The 17,596-nt window shown below is 66.1% G+C and carries 16 protein-coding genes; 11 read left to right on the top strand and 5 right to left on the bottom strand.

Going from position 1 to position 17,596, the window contains the following annotated elements; translation table 11 throughout:
* Positions 1-4 precede the first annotated feature (4 nt).
* The 9 genes from FSV73_RS00530 (at position 5) to FSV73_RS00490 (ending at position 9,915) form a co-directional block, all read left to right on the top strand.
* Positions 5-682: a DUF1028 domain-containing protein gene (locus FSV73_RS00530; RefSeq protein WP_145002354.1), complete on the top strand. Its 678-nt coding sequence runs from the start codon at positions 5-7 to the stop codon at positions 680-682.
* On the top strand, positions 679-1,830 hold the full coding sequence (gene argE, locus FSV73_RS00525; RefSeq protein WP_145002352.1) for an acetylornithine deacetylase: 1,152 nt from the start codon (positions 679-681) through the stop codon (positions 1,828-1,830). The genes FSV73_RS00530 and argE overlap by 4 nt, the downstream gene beginning before the upstream one ends.
* Positions 1,831-1,957: 127 nt before the next feature.
* Entirely contained in the window at positions 1,958-2,569 is a 612-nt protein-coding gene (locus tag FSV73_RS00520) for a glutathione S-transferase family protein (RefSeq protein WP_145002350.1), read from the top strand.
* 30 nt (positions 2,570-2,599) lie between these two features.
* Positions 2,600-4,639 (top strand): 2Fe-2S iron-sulfur cluster-binding protein, encoded by a 2,040-nt coding sequence (locus FSV73_RS00515; protein ID WP_145002348.1) that lies wholly within the window; start codon positions 2,600-2,602, stop codon positions 4,637-4,639.
* Between the two features lie 76 nt (positions 4,640-4,715).
* Positions 4,716-5,612 carry a LysR family transcriptional regulator gene (locus FSV73_RS00510; RefSeq protein ID WP_145002346.1) on the top strand — a complete coding sequence of 299 codons (897 nt, stop codon included), beginning with the start codon at positions 4,716-4,718 and terminating at the stop codon, positions 5,610-5,612.
* A 141-nt stretch (positions 5,613-5,753) separates the two neighbouring features.
* Entirely contained in the window at positions 5,754-7,217 is a 1,464-nt protein-coding gene (locus tag FSV73_RS00505; RefSeq protein ID WP_145002344.1) for an NAD-dependent succinate-semialdehyde dehydrogenase, read from the top strand.
* 142 nt (positions 7,218-7,359) lie between these two features.
* Positions 7,360-8,649, top strand: coding sequence for a 4-aminobutyrate--2-oxoglutarate transaminase (gene gabT / locus FSV73_RS00500; RefSeq protein ID WP_145002342.1), 1,290 nt, complete (start codon positions 7,360-7,362; stop codon positions 8,647-8,649).
* A 55-nt stretch (positions 8,650-8,704) separates the two neighbouring features.
* Positions 8,705-9,394 (top strand): haloacid dehalogenase, encoded by a 690-nt coding sequence (locus FSV73_RS00495; protein WP_145002340.1) that lies wholly within the window; start codon positions 8,705-8,707, stop codon positions 9,392-9,394.
* Between the two features lie 29 nt (positions 9,395-9,423).
* The gene (locus FSV73_RS00490; RefSeq protein WP_007161776.1) at positions 9,424-9,915 is read left to right on the top strand and encodes an Lrp/AsnC family transcriptional regulator; all 492 of its coding nucleotides are present in this window, start codon (positions 9,424-9,426) and stop codon (positions 9,913-9,915) included.
* Between the two features lie 43 nt (positions 9,916-9,958).
* On the opposite strand, the gene FSV73_RS00485 is transcribed toward FSV73_RS00490, so the two are convergent.
* Entirely contained in the window at positions 9,959-10,672 is a 714-nt protein-coding gene (locus FSV73_RS00485; RefSeq protein WP_145002338.1) for a cupin domain-containing protein, read from the bottom strand.
* A 231-nt stretch (positions 10,673-10,903) separates the two neighbouring features.
* Here FSV73_RS00485 and FSV73_RS00480 point away from each other — a divergent pair, with 231 nt between their 5' ends.
* A complete protein-coding gene (locus tag FSV73_RS00480) occupies positions 10,904-11,830 on the top strand; it encodes a 2-hydroxyacid dehydrogenase (protein WP_145002336.1) in 927 nt (308 codons plus the stop codon).
* A gap of 124 nt (positions 11,831-11,954) precedes the next feature.
* Here FSV73_RS00480 and FSV73_RS00475 read toward each other — a convergent pair whose 3' ends face one another.
* The 3 genes from FSV73_RS00475 to FSV73_RS00465 form a co-directional block, all read right to left on the bottom strand.
* Positions 11,955-12,812: a glycine betaine ABC transporter substrate-binding protein gene (locus FSV73_RS00475; protein WP_145002334.1), complete on the bottom strand. Its 858-nt coding sequence runs from the start codon at positions 12,810-12,812 to the stop codon at positions 11,955-11,957.
* Positions 12,813-12,941: 129 nt separating this feature from the next.
* Positions 12,942-14,171, bottom strand: coding sequence for a M24 family metallopeptidase (locus tag FSV73_RS00470; RefSeq protein WP_145002332.1), 1,230 nt, complete (start codon positions 14,169-14,171; stop codon positions 12,942-12,944).
* 201 nt (positions 14,172-14,372) lie between these two features.
* The gene (locus tag FSV73_RS00465) at positions 14,373-15,254 is read right to left on the bottom strand and encodes a HalD/BesD family halogenase (RefSeq protein ID WP_145002331.1); all 882 of its coding nucleotides are present in this window, start codon (positions 15,252-15,254) and stop codon (positions 14,373-14,375) included.
* A gap of 117 nt (positions 15,255-15,371) precedes the next feature.
* On the opposite strand from FSV73_RS00465, the gene FSV73_RS00460 reads away from it, so the two are divergent.
* Entirely contained in the window at positions 15,372-16,283 is a 912-nt protein-coding gene (locus FSV73_RS00460) for a LysR substrate-binding domain-containing protein (protein ID WP_145002329.1), read from the top strand.
* Here FSV73_RS00460 and FSV73_RS00455 read toward each other — a convergent pair.
* Positions 16,224-17,459 carry an MFS transporter gene (locus FSV73_RS00455; RefSeq protein WP_145002327.1) on the bottom strand — a complete coding sequence of 412 codons (1,236 nt, stop codon included), beginning with the start codon at positions 17,457-17,459 and terminating at the stop codon, positions 16,224-16,226. The genes FSV73_RS00460 and FSV73_RS00455 overlap by 60 nt on opposite strands.
* Positions 17,460-17,596: the final 137 nt, after the last annotated feature.

The following is a 17,596-nucleotide window of genomic DNA, read 5'->3' as shown; positions in this document are numbered from 1 at the left end:
GCCCATGACCTTTTCCCTCACCGCCCGCTGCGCCGCGACCGGTCAATTCGGCATCGCCATCAGTTCCTCGAGCATCGCCGTGGGCGCGCGCTGCCCCTGGCTGCGGCCCGGGGTCGGCGCCGTCAGCTCACAGAACATCACCCTGCCCGCCCTGGGGCCGCGCACCCTGGATGGACTGGCCCAGGGCCTGGCGCCGGATGCGGCCCTGGCCCAGAGCCTGGCTGGTGACGCCTACGCCGGCTATCGCCAGGTCACGGTGATCGATGGCCAGGGGCGTAGCGCCCATCACAGCGGCGCCCAGACCCTTGGTGTGCATCACGCCCGCAGTGGCCGCGACTGCGTAGGCGCCGGCAACATGCTGGCCAGCCCCGCGGTGGTGGACGCGCTGGTGGAGAAGTTCGAAAGCACCCAGGGTGCCCTGGCCGAGCGCTTGCTGCTGGCCATGCAGGCGGCCATGGCCGCCGGTGGCGAAGCCGGTCCGGTGCATTCGGCGGCGCTGCTGGTGGTGGGCGAGCCGAGCTGGCCCATCGTCAACCTGCGCGTCGACTGGGCCGAGACGGACCCCATCGGTCAGTTGGCCGCTCTCTGGCACGCCTACGAGCCGCAGCTGCAGGACTATCTCGACCGCGCGGTGCGCCCGGATCTCGCCCCCGGCTACGGCGTCCCGGGAGACGATCGATGAGCAGCAGTCGCGACCTGCTGGCGCGCCTGGTGGCCTTCGACACCACCAGTCGCGAATCCAACCTGGCGCTGATCGACTTCGTGGCGCGCTACCTGGATGGCTTCGGCGTGCCCTATGAGCTGATCCACAATGCCGCAGGCACCAAGGCCAATCTGTTCGCCACCCTGGGGCCGGCCGACGTGCCGGGCATCGTGCTCTCCGGGCATACCGACGTGGTGCCGGTGGATGGCCAGGCCTGGACGCGGCCGCCCTTCGCGCTCAGCGAAGCGGAAGGCAAGCTCTATGGCCGCGGCACCGCCGACATGAAGGGCTACCTGGCCTGCCTGCTGGCGCTGGTGCCCAGGGCCGTGGGCGCGCCGCTGCGCCGGCCGCTGCACCTGGCGCTATCCTACGACGAAGAGGTGGGCTGCCTGGGCGTGCGCAGCCTGCTCGACCAGCTGGCGCAGCGCCCGGTCAAGCCGCTGCTGTGCCTCATTGGCGAACCCACCGAACTCAAGCCCGTGCTCGGCCACAAGGGCAAGGTGGCCATGCGCTGCCAGGTGCACGGCGCGGCCTGTCATTCGGCCTATGCGCCCCAGGGCGTCAACGCCATCGAATATGCCGCGCGCCTGGTCGTCGAACTCGGGCGCCTGGGCGAGGCGCTCAAGGCGCCCGACCGGCAGGACGCCCGCTTCGATCCGCCCTTCTCCACCGTCCAGACCGGGCTGATCGGCGGTGGCCAGGCGCTGAATATCGTGCCCCAGGACTGCGCCTTCGATTTCGAGATCCGCGCCCTGCCCGCCCAGGATCCCTACCAGTTGATCCGCCAGCTGCAGGCCCATGCCGAAGAGGCGCTGCTGCCGGCCATGCGCGCCATCAGCGAGGAGAGTTCGGTGAGCTTCACCGAGTTGTCAAGCTATCCCGGCCTGGATACCGCCGTGGAAAGCGAGGCCGCCGACTGGGTCGCGCAGTTCTGTGGCTCCCGCGAGTTCGGCACCGTGGCCTTCGGCACCGAAGGCGGCCTGTTCGCCGCCGCGGGCATTCCCACGGTGGTGTGCGGCCCGGGTAGCATGGCCCAGGGGCACAAGCCGGACGAGTTCATCACCCAGGCGCAGGTGGATGGCTGCGATGCCCTGCTGGGGCGGGTATTGGCCTTCGCCTGTGGCTAGGCCGATCATTCCACTGCGCGGAATAATGAACTGACCAGAACGCTCATTCCCTCCAGATCCAATCACTCCCAAGCTGGTAGCACGAATCGGGACCACCCTCGGCCCGATGCCAGCCAGGAGTTGGATCATGAAGTTCTATCACCTTCCGTTGTCCGGTCATGCCCATCGCGCCGTGCTGTTCGCCTCCCTGTTGGGCCTCGCGCCGGAACTCGTCGAGGTCGACCTCGCGGCCGGCGAGCATCGCGCCCCGGAATTCCTCGCCCTCAACCCCTTCGGCCAGGTGCCGGTGCTGGAGGACGACGGCGTGGTCATCGCCGATTCCAATGCGATCCTCGTCTACCTGGCGAAGAAAGGCGGTCGCACCGACTGGCTGCCGGAAGACCCCGCCGGTGCTGCTGCCGTCCAGCGCTGGCTGTCGGTGGCAGCCGGTGAACTGGCCTACGGCCCGGCGGCGGCGCGGCTGATCACGGTATTCGGCGCCCGCCTGAATCCCGAGGAAGTCATCGCCCGCGCCCATGTCCTGTTGCAGCGCCTGGAAGCCCATCTGGCCACGCGGGACTGGCTGGCCGCCGCCCATCCCACCGTCGCCGACGTCGCGCTCTACAGTTACCTCGCCGGCGCTCCGGAAGGCAATGTGGACCTGGCGCCCTACGCCGCCGTGCGCGCCTTCCTGCAACGGGTGGAAGCCCTGCCGGGCTTCGTCGCCTTCCCCCAGACCGCCGCCGGCCTCAGGGCCTGAGCGCACCCGTCCCGATTGGAGGTCACGGTCATGAACGAGCCCCTGCCCACCTGGCACGCCGGCGAAACCCTCATCCAGGAGCGGCTCGGCGTCCGCGAACGCATGGCAGCCCTGGGCCCGCGCGTGATCCGGCCCTTCATGCCCGACCAGCACCGGGATTTCTTCGCGCAACTGCCCTTCCTGGTGCTGGGCAGCGTCGATGCCGAGGGCGCGGCCTGGGCGACCCTGCTGGAAGGCCGCCCGGGCTTTCTCAGCTCGCCCACCCCCACCCTGCTGGACATCGCCGCCGAGCCGGCCACCGAGGATCCGGCGGCCGCCGGGCTCGGCGAAGGGGCAGCGGTCGGCCTGCTTGGTATCGAACTGCACACGCGCCGGCGCAATCGGTTGAACGGCACCCTCACCCGCACGCCCCAGGGTCTGCGGGTGGCAGTCGACCAGAGCTTCGGCAACTGCCCGCGCTACATCCAATTGCGTGACCCCGCCTTCGCCCGAGCGCCGGGCACCGGCCCCCTGGCCAGCGCGGAGCGCCTCACCGGCCTGGACGCCGCCGCCCGCGCTCTCATCACCGGCGCCGACGCCTTTTTCGTCGCCTCCTACGCGGAGCAGGAGGGCCAGCGGCGGGTCGACGTGTCCCACCGCGGGGGCAAGCCCGGCTTCGTCCGGGTGGACGCCGAGGGCGTGCTGACGATTCCCGACTTCAACGGCAATCTGTTCTTCAACACCCTGGGCAACCTCGTCGCCACCGGCAGGGCCGGGCTGCTGTTCGTGGATTACGAGAACGGCGAGCTGCTGCACCTGAGCGGGACGGCCGAGGTGCTGTTCGACTCGCCGGAGATCGCCGCCTTCGACGGCGCGGAACGCCTCTGGACCTTTCGCCCGCACCTGGTCGTCCGCCGCCGCGCCGCCCTGGCCCTGCGCTGGACGGCGCGCGCCGATGGCGAGTCGGACAGCAGCCGGCTGACCGGCAGCTGGCCCCAAGCCGAGCAGCGCCTGCAGACCGCAGCCCACGCCCGGCACTGGCGCCCCTTGCGCATTGCCCGGATCGTCCAGGAAAGCACCACGATCCGCTCCTTCCACCTCGAAGCCCTGGACGGCGCCGGCCTGCCACCCTACCAGGCGGGTCAGTTCCTCACCCTGCGGGTGACGCCGGACGCCGACCAGCCGCCGCTGGTGAGGAGCTACAGCCTGTCGAGCGCGCCAGCGGACGGTAGCTACCGCATCAGCGTCAAGCGCGAAGGCGCGGTCTCCCGCCTGTTGCATGACCAGTTGCGCGTCGGCGACCTGCTCGACACCCGGGCACCGGCCGGCGACTTCACCCTGGCGACGGCTGAAACACGCTCCCTGGTGCTGCTCGCCGCGGGGATCGGTATCACCCCGCTGCTGGCCATGCTGCGCCAAGCCCTGGATGAAGGACGGCGCACCCAACGCCCGCGTCCGATCACGCTGTTCTACGCCGCGCGCAACCTGGCCGAACGCGCCTTCACCAGGGAGCTCACCGAGCTGGCGGCCACGGCCTCTGGCTCGGTGCGGGTGATCAAGGTGCTGAGCGACACCACGAACGCGCTGCCCGAGGTGGACTATGACGAGGCCGGCCGCATCGACCTGGGATTGCTGGGTCGCTACCTGCCCTTCGGCGACCACGCTTTCTACCTGTGCGGTCCGGCGGCCTTCACTCAAGGGCTCTATGACGGCCTGCGCGGCTACGGCATCGAAGACGCCCGGATCCATGCTGAGGCCTTCGGTCCGGCAGGCCTGGTACGCACCCGCGCCGCGGCCGCGGAGCGACGCCCGCCAGCGGCGACGACGGCCGTTCCGGTACGCTTCGCCGCTGCGCGCCAGGAGGCGCAGTGGACACCCGCCGCCGGCAGTCTGCTCGAATTGGCCGAGGCCCAGGGCCTCTCCCCTGCCTTCAGCTGCCGCGCGGGTCACTGTGGCAGCTGTCGCACACGGGTGCTCGCCGGCGCGGTCACCTACGAGCAGGAGCCCGCCGCCAGGGTCGGCGCCGGGGAGGCCCTGCTGTGCTGCGCGCGGCCCGCCGAGGGGACCGCGCGCCTCGAACTCGAGCTCTAGGCTGGCCAGCGTTCGCGAGTCGATTACCATGGAGGCCTTGCCGGAGCACTCCGGCCCCGCGAGGAAGACCCGGCAGATGGATCGTTGGCAGGCGATGCGCGTGTTCGTGAAGGTGGCGGAAACCGAGAGTTTCGCCCGCACCGCCCGGGAGCTGCACCTGAGCGCACCGGCGGTGACGCGGATGATCGCCGGCCTGGAGGAGCTGATCGGCGCCCGGCTGCTGGTGCGCACCACCCGCTCGGTCAAGCCCACCGAAGCCGGCGCCCGTTACCTGCAGGACTGCCGGCGCATCCTCGGGGAGATCGCGGAAGCCGAATTGGCCGCGGCCGGACACCAGGCCAAGCCCTCCGGCACCCTGGCGATCACCGCGCCGGTGCTCTTCGGCCAGCTGCACGTGCTGCCCCTGGTGCTGGAATTCCTGGCGCGCCATCCGCAGATGCGCGTCCGCACCCTGTTCCTCGATCGTCAGGTGAATCTGCTGGACGAAGGCCTGGACGTCGCCCTGCGCATCGGCCAGTTGCCGGACTCGGGCTTCACCGCCGTCCAGGTCGGCAGCATGCGCCGGGTAGTCTGCGCCGCTCCGGGCTATCTGCAGGCCCAGGGTACGCCCACCACCCCGGCTGCCTTGCGGGAACATCGCATCCTCGCCTGCCAGAGTGCCTGGGCCTCGGCCGAATGGCGCTTCGCCCGCGGCCAGCGGGTGGTGGTGGATCCCCTGCTGCAGTGCAATACCAACGAGGCCGCCATCACCGCCGCCAAGGCCGGCTGGGGACTGACCCGGGCGCTGCACTACCAGATCGCCCCGGCCCTCGCCGAAGGCGCCCTGCAGCTGGTGCTCGAAGACCACGAGGAGGCGCCGCTCCCGGTGCACCTGGTCTATCCCCAGGGCCGCCAGGCGGCGGCCAAGGTCCGGGCCTTCGTCGAACTGGCGGTGACGGCGCTGCGCGGCAATCCGCTGTTCGGCAACGGCTGAGCGTCCCGCCCGGCTGCCGCACAAACTGCGGTCTCGTCACGCCGAACGCGTTCGGCAGCCGCTGGGAGCGGGCCAATTCGGCATTGGCCACCGCCACCGCTCCCTAGACTCAGGGCCTGACCTGCCACTGGGAGCGCCACCATGCCGCTGCACCTCGATCTGCGTGATCCTCGCCTGTTCAAACAAGCCGCCTATGTCGACGGCCGCTGGATAGGCGCCGATAACGGCGCTACCTTCGCCGTGGACAACCCCGCCACCGGTGCGGTGATCGCCCAGGTCGCCGCGCTGGACGCCGCGGAAACCGCCCGCGCCATCGCCGCCGCGGAGGCGGCCTGGCCGGCCTGGCGCGAGCGACCGGCAGCCGAACGCGCGGCACTGCTGGAACGCTGGCACGCCCTGATGCTGGAACACCAGGATGATCTGGCTCTGCTGATGACCCTGGAACAGGGCAAGCCGCTGGCCGAGGCGCGCGGCGAGATCGCCTATGGCGCCAGCTTCGTCAAATGGTTCGCCGAAGAAGCCCGGCGCAGCTACGGCGATATCCTGCCCGCCCCCGCGCGGGATCGCCGGGTGCTGGTGCTCAAGCAGCCGGTTGGCGTCGCTGCCGCCATCACCCCGTGGAATTTTCCCAATGCCATGATCACCCGCAAGGCCGCACCGGCGCTGGCGGCCGGTTGCCCGGTGCTGATCAAGCCCTCGGACCTCACCCCACTGTCGGCCCTGGCGCTGGCCGAGCTGGCCGATCGAGCCGGTTTTCCGCCGGGGATCTTCAACGTGGTCACCGGCATGCCCACCGGTATCGGTGGCGAGCTGACCGGCAATCCGGCGGTACGCAAGCTGTCCTTTACCGGCTCCACGCGGATCGGCCAGTTGCTGCTGGCGCAGTGCGCCGCCACGGTGAAGCGCACCAGCATGGAGCTGGGTGGCAATGCGCCCTTCATCGTCTTCGACGACGCCGACCTGGACCTGGCCATCGCCGGGGTGCTGCAAAGCAAATTCCGCAACGCCGGCCAGACCTGCGTCTGCGCCAACCGCATCCTGGTGCAGGACGGCATCCATGACCGCTTCGCCGAGCGGCTGGCTGCCGAGGTGGCCAAGTTCAAGGTGGGCAACGGCCTGGAGGCCGGGGTGACCCTGGGCCCGCTGATCAATCGCCTGGCGGTGGACAAGGTCGCCCGCCATGTCGACGACGCCCTGACCCAGGGCGCCAAGGCCCTGTTCGGCGGCCTGCCCAGCGGCCGCGACCCGTTCGTCGCGCCCACGGTGCTGACCGGTTCCACGGCGGACATGCTGCTGGCTCGCGAGGAGACCTTCGGCCCGGTGGCGCCGCTGTTCCGCTTCCGGGACGAAGCCGAGGCCCTGGCCCTGGCCAATGCCACGCCCTATGGCCTGGGCGCCTACTACTACACCCAGGACCTGCGCCGCGCCTGGCGGGTCGGCGAGCGCCTGGAGTTCGGCATGGTGGCGCTCAATACCGGGACCCTGTCGATGGAAGTCGCGCCCTTTGGCGGTGTGAAGCAGTCCGGGCTGGGCCGCGAGGGCTCGCACCTGGGGCTGGACGAGTACCTGGAGGTCAAGGCCTGGCACCTGGGCGGGCTGGACTGATCGTCTCCGGCTCCGGGCAACCGAAAATGCCGCCACTCCCGGGCAAAACAGCCGATCGCGATGCCAGGCCCGGCAACTTCAGCGTTACCGACCCCGGCCTTTGCTTAGGCTGAAAGCCTCGCCCCTGCCTGGAGATAGCTGCATGAATTCCGCTGCCAAAGCCACCGACCGCCTGCTGGGTCTTCGCGAACAGAGCGTGCCGCGCGGCATCATCACCGCCCACCCCGTCGTAGTGGCCCGCGCCCAGGGCAGCGAAGTCTGGGACGTGGACGGTCGCCGCTACCTGGATTTCGTCGGCGGTATCGGCGTACTCAACGTCGGGCACAACCACCCCCGCGTGGTGGAGGCCGTGCGCCGCCAGGTCGGGGAAATCTCCCACGCCAGTTTCCAGGTGATGGCCTACGAGCCCTACCTGGAACTGGCCAGTCGCCTCAACACCCTGATCGGCAACGGCGACGCCTACAAGACGCTGCTGCTCACCTCGGGCGCCGAGGCGGTGGAAAACGCCATCAAGATCGCCCGCGCCCATACCAAACGGCCGGGGGTGATCGCCTTCCGCGGGGGCTTCCACGGCCGCACCCTGCTGGGTGTGACCCTGACCGGCTTCGCCCAGCCCTACAAGCAGAACTTCGGTCCCTTCCCCGGCGACATCCACCACGCGCCCTATCCCGATCCCTTCCGTGGCGTGGATACGCAACAGGCGCTGGCCGGTCTGCGCGAGGTCTTCGCCACCCAGATCGCCCCCGACCAGGTCGCCGCCCTCCTCATCGAGCCGGTGCAGGGCGATGGCGGCTTCCGCCCGGCACCCGTGGAATTCCTCCAGGCGCTGCGCGCCCTCTGCGACCAGCACGGCATCGTGCTGATCGCCGACGAGATCCAGACCGGTTTCGGCCGTACCGGCAGCCTGTTCGCCTTCCAGCAGACCGGCATCCAGCCGGACCTGGTGACGGTGGCCAAGAGCCTGGCCGGCGGCCTGCCGCTCTCCGGCGTGGTCGGCCGCGCGGCCATCATGGACGCGCCGCTGCCCGGCGGCCTCGGCGGTACCTATGGCGGCAACGCCCTGGCCTGCGCCGCCGCCCTGGCGGTGCTGGACGTGTTCGCGGAAGAGGACCTGGTCGCCCGCGGCGTCGCCCTCGGCGAGCAACTGCGCAGCGGTCTGCTCGACCTGCAGCGGCGTCACCCCCGCATCGGCGAGGTGCGCGGTCGCGGCTTCATGCTGGCGGTGGAGATGGTCGGTGCCGATGGTCACAGCCCCGACGCCGGCCTCGCCCAGCAGGTCATCGACGCGGCTCGCCAGGCCGGCCTGCTGGTGATCAAGTGCGGCGTCGAGCGCAACGTCATCCGCTTCCTGGCACCGCTGGTGACCACCGAGGCACAACTGGCCGAAGCCTTGCAGATGTTCGGCCACGCCCTCGCCCAGGCCGGTGCCTGAGGTCGAACGCAACGCCGCCAGGACCCACCGGAGCGGCGCCCAGGGGAAACCGATCATGAGAATAACGCGCTACCAAGCCATTGGCTTTTCCTGCTACGGCACCCTTATCGACCGCGAAGGCGGGATCGTGGAAGCCCTGCGCCCCATCGTGGCGCAGGCCGGACTGAGCACCCATCCCGACTGGCTGCTCGGCAGCTATCACCGCCTGGCCCGCGAGTTGCGCCAGGCGGCTCCGGCCGCCAGCCAGGCCAGCCTGCACCTGCGGATCCATCAGCGCCTGGCGCAGGAGTTGCAGCAGGAGGAAGACCTGGATGCCAGCGTGGCCTTTGGAAACGCCACGGCGTGCTGGCCGGTGTTCGAGGATGCCCCCGGGGCGCTGCAGTACCTGAGCAAGTTCTATCGGTTGGTGCTGCTGGCCTCGCCGGATGACGGCGAAGCGGCAGCGGTCACGGCGCGGTTGCCGGAGGTCTTCGCTGCCGTGGTACCCAACCGGGGCGGTGATCTGCGCCAGGCGCTGGATGCCACCCTCGATACGCTGGGCCTGGCGCGCGAGGACCTGCTACCGGTAAGGGGCAGTGAACCGGACGACCCCTGGAACCCCCTGGTGGATTTTCCCCTGTGTACCTTGCGCCGTGATCGCTCGCGGCCCTGGAACCTTTCGCGGCAGGCCCTGGATGGCACGCGGTGCGAGTACGCGAGTCTCGCCGATCTGGTGCATGCGCATCAGACCGCCCTGCGTGCCTAGCCTGCCGTTCACGACTGCGAGGAACGACGATGGACGCCGCAACGAAACTGGACCGCATCGATATCAACATCCTGGTGCAACTGCAGAAGGACGGCCGGATGACCAACGTCAGCCTCGCCGAAGCCGTGGGGCTCTCGCCCAGCCCCTGCCTGCAGCGCGTCAAGCGGCTGGAGGCGGCCGGCTACATCAGCGGCTACGAGGCCCACGTCAACCTGGCCAAGATCGCCAACTCGGTGACGGTGTTCACCGAAGTCACCCTCTCCGACCACAAGCGCGCCGACTTCGTGAAATTCGAATCCTTCATTCGTGGGGTCGACGAGATCCTCGAATGCCACCTGATCAGCGGCGGCTACGACTACCTGCTGCGCTTCATGTGCAGCAGCATCGGCCACTACCAGGAGCTGATGGAGTCCATCCTCGACCGCAACGTCGGCATCGAGAAGTACTTCAGCTACATCGTCATCAAGTCGCCGGTGGTGAAGAATGCCCTGCCGCTGCGCAGCCTGATCAAGGCGGGCTGAGCCCAGTCGCGCCAACCCTAGGCTGGCGCGGCGGCCAGCCCCTTCAGCGCAGGATGCAATAGAGCTTGCGCACCGTCTCCCGGCTGTCCCAGGCCATCGCGGTGTCCGCCGGCACCAAGACCGCCTCGCCCGCCCTGACCTGACAGGGCGCCTCACCCGCGACCGTCAGGGTCACCGCACCGGCATAGAGCAACATCAGTTCGCAGTGGGGATTGCTCACGGCCTTGCGCGTGTACGCCGTACACTCCCACATCCCCACCCGCAGGGCGCCGCCACCGCTCTCGAACAGGTCGCAGCCGGTGGCGCTGGGCTCTGGGCTCAGCAGCACGCTGGCGGCAGGCGGCGGCGAGGGTTCGCGTGGGGCCGCGGGATCCAGCAGCAGCGGCGCCGCGGGCATGGGGCCTGCGCTGGCACGACCGGGAAAGGCCATGAACAGGCGGCGCAACTCACCGCTGTGACGCCAACGGCAACTCAGGCCACGCGGCAGCACGAAGGCATCACCGGCCGCGAGCTGCAAGGCGCCACCGTTCCATTCGAGCTGCAACTCACCGGCTTCGATGACGCTCACTTCCACCCAGGGATAGTCATCCAGCTGGCAATCGGCAAAATGGCTGACGGCACTGCCCATGACATAGCCCAGCCGTCCATCGTGGTGGTGCAGGTCGCGCCCCGCGGGGAGCGGGTCGTCGTGCAGGGCATGCAGCGCCCAAGGGAGGCGGCGGTCACTGGGCGGCTGGCAATAATGCAGCAGGGGCATGGCGGATCCTCGCGATCAGAGGCGCGGCAAGCGGGCCGCGGACGAGGCCAGTATCGACCGCCGCGGCACCCGGGTTATGGCGTTTCGGGCGGCAGGCAGCACAGAAGCTGCCGTTTTTCGAAGGTGCGGCGCAGTTTCCACCGCACCACCGATCATGGCGGCGACGCCCGAAATTTCAGGACAAACTATCGCCCCGCTACGCCATGCTTGGGCTTTACCGGAGACCTCACCATGACGCTGCTATACAAGGCCGATCCCGCACGGGGCCAGGCGTGGCGACGCCTGTTCAAGGAGCGCGCGCCCGACATCGAATTCCGCCAATGGCCGGAGGTGGGCAACCCCGAAGAGATCCGCTACCTGGCCTGCTGGCAGCCGCCGGAAGACCTGGCCGGGCGCTTTCCCAACCTGGAGGTGCTGTTCGCCACCTCGGCCGGGGTGGACCAGTTCGACCTGAATCTGCTGCCCCCAGAGTTGCCCGTGGTGCGCATGCTCGATCCCGGCATCGTCGCCGGTATGGTGGAATACGCGACGCTCATGGTGCTGGCGCTGCATCGCCAGTTGCCGCTTTACCTCGACCAGCAAGGTGCGGGGCGCTGGCAGGAGCATGCCCTGGTGCCGGCGGCGAACAGACGCATCGGGGTGCTCGGCCTCGGCCAGATCGGCCAGGCGGTGCTGGAGCGGCTCGCCACCTTCGGCTTCCAGCTCTCGGGCTGGTCACGCTCGCCCCGTGAGCTACCCGGTGTACGCTGCCATGCGGGTATGCAGCAACTACCGGCGTTCCTGGCCGATTGCGAGATCCTCATCTGCCTGCTGCCCCTGACCCAGGACACCCGCGGTATTCTCGACGCCCGCCTCTTCGCCGGCTTGCCCCGCGGTGCCAGCCTGATCAATCTCGGCCGTGGCGCCCAGCTGGTGGAGGCCGACCTGCTGGCGGCGCTGGACAGCGGCCAGCTGAGCCAGGCGGTACTGGACGTGCTGGAGCCGGAACCCCCGACCGCCGACCATCCCTTCTGGCAACACCGCCGCGTCTGGCTGACGCCTCACGTGGGTGCCATGACGGTGCCGGAAACGGCGTTCACCGTGCTGCTGGAGAACATCCGGCGCCATCAGCGCGGTCAGCCCATGCGGGGGTTGGTGGATCGCCAGCGGGGGTACTGACGTTCGGCTGCGACGTCGACGCGCCGACTACCGCCGGCGAGGACAGCCCATCAGGAAAGGCCACACCGGTACTACCCAAGACCAAGCTGCCGACTACCTCGGCAGCTTGGTCTCTCCTCGCGGGCTATTTCATCCAGGCATCGACCACGGCTTTGTTGGCCTCGATCCAGATCTTCGCACCCTTTTCCGGGGTATTGGGGCCGTTCTCGTTTATCGTCGCCATCAGCTCTCCCAGCGACTTGTCGTCCATCTTCCATTGTTGCAACCACCGTTCTACCTGGGAATTCTCGGCCTTGAACGTCTGGCTGGCTATCGCATAGATGGAGTCGGTGGTTCCGTAGACCTTTTTCGGATCATCGAGGTAGCGGAGGTCTTTCTTGGCCCATACCCAGTGGGGCTTCCACAACGTCACCACGATCGGCTCCTTGCGTTTCATGGCCCGCTCCAGCGATTGGAGCATGGCCGTTTCCGAGGAGGAAACCAGGTTGTAGTCCAGTTTGTATTCACCTATCGCCTTTTCCGTCAGCCCCATGATTCCAGAGCCGGCCTCTATCCCGAACACGGTAGGTCTGCCATGCCATTCGAATTTTTTCTTCTGGGCATTGAGTTCGTCGATGCTCTTGATATCGACGTAGTCCGGCACCGCCAAACCGAGGTTGGCCTCCTTCAACCATGGACCGATAAGCTGGACATGATCCTTTATGCTGTTGTAAGGCGCACTGTCGGTCGTGGGCAGCCAGACTTCGAAGGTCAAGTCGAGCTTGCCCTGGGCCACGCTGTTATACAGGATCATCTTGCTGGCACTTTGCAGTGATACCTGATAATTCTTCTTTTCCAGAAGAATCTTCCAGAGGTTGGCCACGGCGATGTTTTCCGCCCAGTTGTTGACACCGATCTCGATTTTCCTGGTATCCGCCGAACTGCTGGCAGCGTTGAGGAAGACACACAACCCTAACGCCAGCATCTGAAGTTTTTTCATCATAAGAAGTACACCTGCTTTCACGGTGGCGGCAGCCAGGCATTCGCAGAACGCTGATGTCGATGCCTGGCGAGGGATGAAACGCTCGACGGTCCCGCTGCGATCTCGCTCATTGGATCGCAGCTACCCTCGTCACGAGGCCAGCAGTCGCTTATCGAATGGATAGTCGGACAGCAGTTCGATGCCGTTTTCATGGATATAGACCTGCTCTTCGAGCTTCACCCCTTCGCCGCCCTCGTCGTGGCCGATATAACTTTCCACACAGATAGTCATACCCGCTTCGAACACGCCGTCGTAACCCAGCGCATCTATATCTTCGCGATGCACCACATAGGGGTATTCGCCGGTCATCCCTACCCCGTGGACCAGGGCGAAGTAGCGGTTGGCCTTGTAGTTGTCAGGAATCTTCCAGGCCAGCTCGGCATATTCCTTGAAACTGCGGCCCGCCTTCAGCATTTCCATGTTGGTCTGTACCTGGTCGTAGGCGAGCCGGTACAGGTCCTTCTGCTTTTGCGTCGCGGCCTGCTCACCGCAGAGGAAAGTCCGCGAGAAGTCCGCGTAGTAGCCAAAGCGGCCCACCACATCGGTATCCAGCGCCACCAGGTCACCCGCATTGATGGGGCGGGTACTGCACTCCTGGAACCAGGGATTGGTACGCGGACCTGAGGACAGCAGGCGGGTTTCCACGTAGTCACCGTCGGTCGCGATGACGTGCTGATGCAGGTGCGACCACAGCTCGTTTTCGCTGATGCCCGGCACGAGTTTGCTTTCCATCAGGCGCACGCCGGCCTCGGTAGCCCTCAGGCTGGCGCGGATCATCTTCAGCTCGTTCGGCACCTTGATGCAGCGGGCTCTTTCGAGCGGCTCCTGAGCATCGAAAATGTGATAACCGAGCTTTTGCAATTCGAACGCTGCCGCCGAAGTAGCGCTTTCGATCGCAATACGTTTGTTACCACCGCCGCATTGACGGACCAGCTCATCGATTTCGGCAGCCCATTGAGCGGTGACGTTGGTCAGGAAGCTGTCGCAGAAATAGTAGGATATGGCTTTGGCGGGACGGACTTCATCGACCGTATTGAGCTGTTCCGCCAGATGCAGGCAACCACCGAACTCGAAGACGACCACCGGGCCTTCCGCCGGGATGAAGGCGTAACGTGCCGGATTGCGCGCCGAATACACCTGCATGTTGCGCGAGCCCGTGGCATAGCGCATATGGGTGGGATCGAAGAGCACGCAGGCCGCGTAATCGCGCTTTTTCAGCTCGTTGCGTACCCGTCGCAGGCGGTCGAGTTGTATTTGCTGGATTTCGTCGTACGTCGGTTCACAGTCGGACGGATTGCGGTTTGGGCCGGACAGACTCATGGTGAATTCCTCGCAGGGCAAGTACGGTAGGTTTTATCTAGGAATTTTTAGGCTCTGTACGAAAAGTGCCTACGCTCGGTGATGCTTCGTTGAAAAAGGCTTCGGAATGCTCATTTACCGCTCGTAAACTCCGCTTCCTCAGCCTTTTTCGCCTCGCCTGACCTTCGCTCGACGACTTTTCGTACAGAGCGTAGGGATGAATCAGTCGATCAACTGGTCGCTGCGGACGAGACTGCGCTCGGCTTGCAGATGGGCTTCCGACAGGCGCCCATAGAGCTGTTTGGTACGCTGGGCGCGGCCGATGACGCCGGGCTTTTCGGAATAGGCGAAGATGGCGGTGTTGCGTTCGGTGGCGCCTTCGACCCGGGTTACCCGGTGAACGGAAAAGCGGCCCTTGAATATCTGCAAATCACCGGGGTTGATTTCCAACTCCTTCACTCGGCTAAGATCATCGCCCCGCACTACTTTGCCGACGGCCCCGAGATTTTCCTGAGTACGGGTACGAATCATCGGCGCATATTGAAATAGTCCGCCCGCGTCGGGCTTCTGGGTCATCATGCTGACAATGAATTCGTTGGTATCGAAGTGCCAAGGTTGCTCGGTACCCTGGGGCATGACATTAATTACCAATCCGGCGAAGGGATCGGCGTACTCGTAAATCTCCGGCTCGTCCAAACAGGCGCCAATAAAACGCTTCATCATTGGCGACACATAAAGTCGATGGATAACCGCATCGGGCTGGATCATATCCCGGGTCACGAAACCGCTGGTACGCTCCATGAATGTGCGTCGCGGATCATCTTGGGGCAGCGTCGGATCGTCTTCGGTGAAATAGGCATTCACCTTGCGCACGGAATAAAAGGTCTTGCCCGACAGCGCCTGGCCTTCGGCGCGGGCCTGTTCCAAGGCTTCGGGCCGCAGAAAATCCTTTAGCAAACAACAGCCATCTTCGGCGAGCTCGGCTCGAGCGTGCTCGATCAATGCCTGCAGTTGGACATGGCCCGAATCATGAATGGGATACAGGTCGGTATTGATGATATCGCTGATATCTCCCAGCTCGGCATCGGCAAGACGAAGGCTCATGCAATTCTCCTGGAGCGGTCGGTTAATAGTAGTGAGCGCGGAGTTGATAATTGCGTGGCGGGGGGCTGAAATGGAAATTACAAGTTGCGATAGAATCCATCGGCGGGTGCGATAGTCATGGCGGGTGAACTGGATGGAGCACTACTGAAAGTCTTCGTCGCCATCATCGACTGCAATGGGTTTTCCGCGGCGGCCGAGCGCCTGCATAGAACGCAGTCCACCATCAGCCAAAGTTTGCAGCGTCTGGAAGACATCGTCGGCACGCCGCTGGTACAGCGTAATAGCCGTTCGGTGAGTCTGACGCCCGGCGGCGAGACGTTTCTGATCTACGCGAGACAGATCCTCAAGTTGCATGCGAATGCCGTCAACGCCGTGCGCTTGCCCGACGAGCAGGCCTGCATTCACGTCGGCATCCCTGAGGACTATGCGCAGCTCTACCTACCCGCCGTCTTGAAGGACTTCCGGACGCAATTTCCCCAGGTACGCCCGGACATCTGCTGCGAGCGATCGACGGCGCTGGTCGGTCGTCTACAACGCGGCGAGCTGGACCTGGTATTGGGCGTGCAACACGCCGATCTGCAACCCGGAGAGTACCTCTGCGATGAACCGCTGGTGTGGGTCGTGAAGGACGAGTGGGAGGCAGGAAGACACAGCTCGGTACCGCTGGCGGTCTATGCCGAAGGCTGTGCCTTTCGCGCCAATGCCGTCAGCGCCCTGGCCAAGGCCGGGCGTCCCTGGCACGTGGTTTATACCAGCCAGAGCCCGCGGGGCATCGGAATTGCCATCGAGCAAGGTCAGTCGGTCGGCGTCACGGCAAGGCGTCTGGTGCCGGCGGGTTGGCAGGTGCTCGATGAGTCCCAGGGCTTTCCGCCGATAGAGCCGGCGCAGCTGATGATCTGGCGTTCGAAACAGGGGAAGACCCTTACGGTGGACGCCTTCGTCGACATCCTCCTGTACCAGCTGGAAGGTTCACAGCGGCTGCCCGAGCGCGGCACCGCACCTATCACGGCGGGCCATCCACCCCAGTAGCAACAAGCTGGCCGCCAACGAGCAGACGATCCAGCCATGCACCAGGGCAAACTCCGCGGTCGCCTGTAGTAGCCGTCCGCACAGCCAGTTGGCGACAGCGCTGCCCAGGCCATAGCCGACCATGCTCAGGCTCACCACCTGCAGACTATGGATCGGATTCAGACGGGCGCTGAGATAGGCGGCCATCAAACCCCAGATGGGGAAATAAAATAGCCCGAACAGCCCCGCGGCCAGCAAGGTCAGGTTGATGCTCGGCAGCCACAGTAGCGCCAGCATGGCCAGGCCGAAGGCCGCTATGCTCAGGGTCATTACCTTCAGGGTGCCCAGTCGATCCGCCAGGGAGCCCAGCAGCAGGCCCCCGCCGACACCACTGATGCCAATGAGCGTCCACAGCGATCCGGTGATCTGGGCATCGGCCGCCAGTCGCTCGCTGGCAAAGGCCGAGAGGAAGTTCAAAAAGGGCCCGCTGACGCCGCCGATGAGCGCACTGAGTAGCAGGATATGCAGTGCCACGGGTTGTCTCAGGCAGAGGCTACCCCACTGCGCGAGGATGACCCGTAACGAGGGAGCGCTTTCCCGCGCGCTGTGGTGACCCTGCGGCAAAGAGGCCAGGGTCCAGAACGTCAGCAGGGTGACCATCGCGGTCAAGCCGGCGCAGATGAACCAGAAGTGGGCCAGGGAAATGCCTTGCAAGAGGGCGATCAGCACCCCGTTGACGCAGATCGCGAACGCCGCGCCCGATGAAGCCAAGCCCAATACCCGGCTACGGTAGGCGCCAGGGATCACTTCGCTGGCCAGCGCGGCAATGGCATTCCAGTTGGATACCGCACAGGCGGAGACCAGAGCGAGGCACAGGGCGAAGGGTAGGACCCAGGGTGTGACGACGGCCAGGACCAGCAGCACGGGACTCAGGGCCATCGTCAGGCGGACCATGTTGCGCGGGCTGATCCAGGCCGCCGCGATACCACTGACGATGGACGCCGCCATATAGAACAGCTGCAGCAGCGCCGCGATGAAGGCGGCTTGGCTATAGCTCAGCTGAAAGGCCTGGCGGATATCGGGCAGCAAGGCCGAGTACAGGAAAATGCTGAAGCCATGGGTGGTTGCATTGCAGGCGGTAAAGGTCAAAGCCAGTAAGCCGATCGTTTTCGCGGACGAGCGCACCACAGTTTGCATAGCTAGACCCTGTTAGGCGCAACCTTGTCACCTGGATGCCAGGTTGGGCAGCGCGCATTGCGCGAGCCCGGTTTGTTGGCACTTTATGAGTCTGAATAGGTGTGTTCTAGAAAACCGTCTGCAGATCCCCGTTTGTG

This window comes from Pseudomonas oryzihabitans (genome assembly GCF_007665395.1).
Lineage (GTDB): Bacteria > Pseudomonadota > Gammaproteobacteria > Pseudomonadales > Pseudomonadaceae > Chryseomonas > Chryseomonas psychrotolerans_C.
This window is presented reverse-complemented; position numbering and strand designations above follow the sequence as displayed.

Bases quoted from the DNA above. Each gene is read 5' to 3' on its own strand.
- FSV73_RS00530 (WP_145002354.1), top strand. From the start codon at position 5: ATGACCTTTTCCCTCACCGCCCGCTGCGCCGCGACCGGTCAATTCGGC.
- argE (WP_145002352.1), top strand. From the start codon at position 679: ATGAGCAGCAGTCGCGACCTGCTGGCGCGCCTGGTGGCCTTCGACACC.
- FSV73_RS00520 (WP_145002350.1), top strand. From the start codon at position 1,958: ATGAAGTTCTATCACCTTCCGTTGTCCGGTCATGCCCATCGCGCCGTG.
- FSV73_RS00515 (WP_145002348.1), top strand. From the start codon at position 2,600: ATGAACGAGCCCCTGCCCACCTGGCACGCCGGCGAAACCCTCATCCAG.
- FSV73_RS00510 (WP_145002346.1), top strand. From the start codon at position 4,716: ATGGATCGTTGGCAGGCGATGCGCGTGTTCGTGAAGGTGGCGGAAACC.
- FSV73_RS00505 (WP_145002344.1), top strand. From the start codon at position 5,754: ATGCCGCTGCACCTCGATCTGCGTGATCCTCGCCTGTTCAAACAAGCC.
- gabT (WP_145002342.1), top strand. From the start codon at position 7,360: ATGAATTCCGCTGCCAAAGCCACCGACCGCCTGCTGGGTCTTCGCGAA.
- FSV73_RS00495 (WP_145002340.1), top strand. From the start codon at position 8,705: ATGAGAATAACGCGCTACCAAGCCATTGGCTTTTCCTGCTACGGCACC.
- FSV73_RS00490 (WP_007161776.1), top strand. From the start codon at position 9,424: ATGGACGCCGCAACGAAACTGGACCGCATCGATATCAACATCCTGGTG.
- FSV73_RS00485 (WP_145002338.1), bottom strand. From the start codon at position 10,672: ATGCCCCTGCTGCATTATTGCCAGCCGCCCAGTGACCGCCGCCTCCCT.
- FSV73_RS00480 (WP_145002336.1), top strand. From the start codon at position 10,904: ATGACGCTGCTATACAAGGCCGATCCCGCACGGGGCCAGGCGTGGCGA.
- FSV73_RS00475 (WP_145002334.1), bottom strand. From the start codon at position 12,812: ATGATGAAAAAACTTCAGATGCTGGCGTTAGGGTTGTGTGTCTTCCTC.
- FSV73_RS00470 (WP_145002332.1), bottom strand. From the start codon at position 14,171: ATGAGTCTGTCCGGCCCAAACCGCAATCCGTCCGACTGTGAACCGACG.
- FSV73_RS00465 (WP_145002331.1), bottom strand. From the start codon at position 15,254: ATGAGCCTTCGTCTTGCCGATGCCGAGCTGGGAGATATCAGCGATATC.
- FSV73_RS00460 (WP_145002329.1), top strand. From the start codon at position 15,372: ATGGCGGGTGAACTGGATGGAGCACTACTGAAAGTCTTCGTCGCCATC.
- FSV73_RS00455 (WP_145002327.1), bottom strand. From the start codon at position 17,459: ATGCAAACTGTGGTGCGCTCGTCCGCGAAAACGATCGGCTTACTGGCT.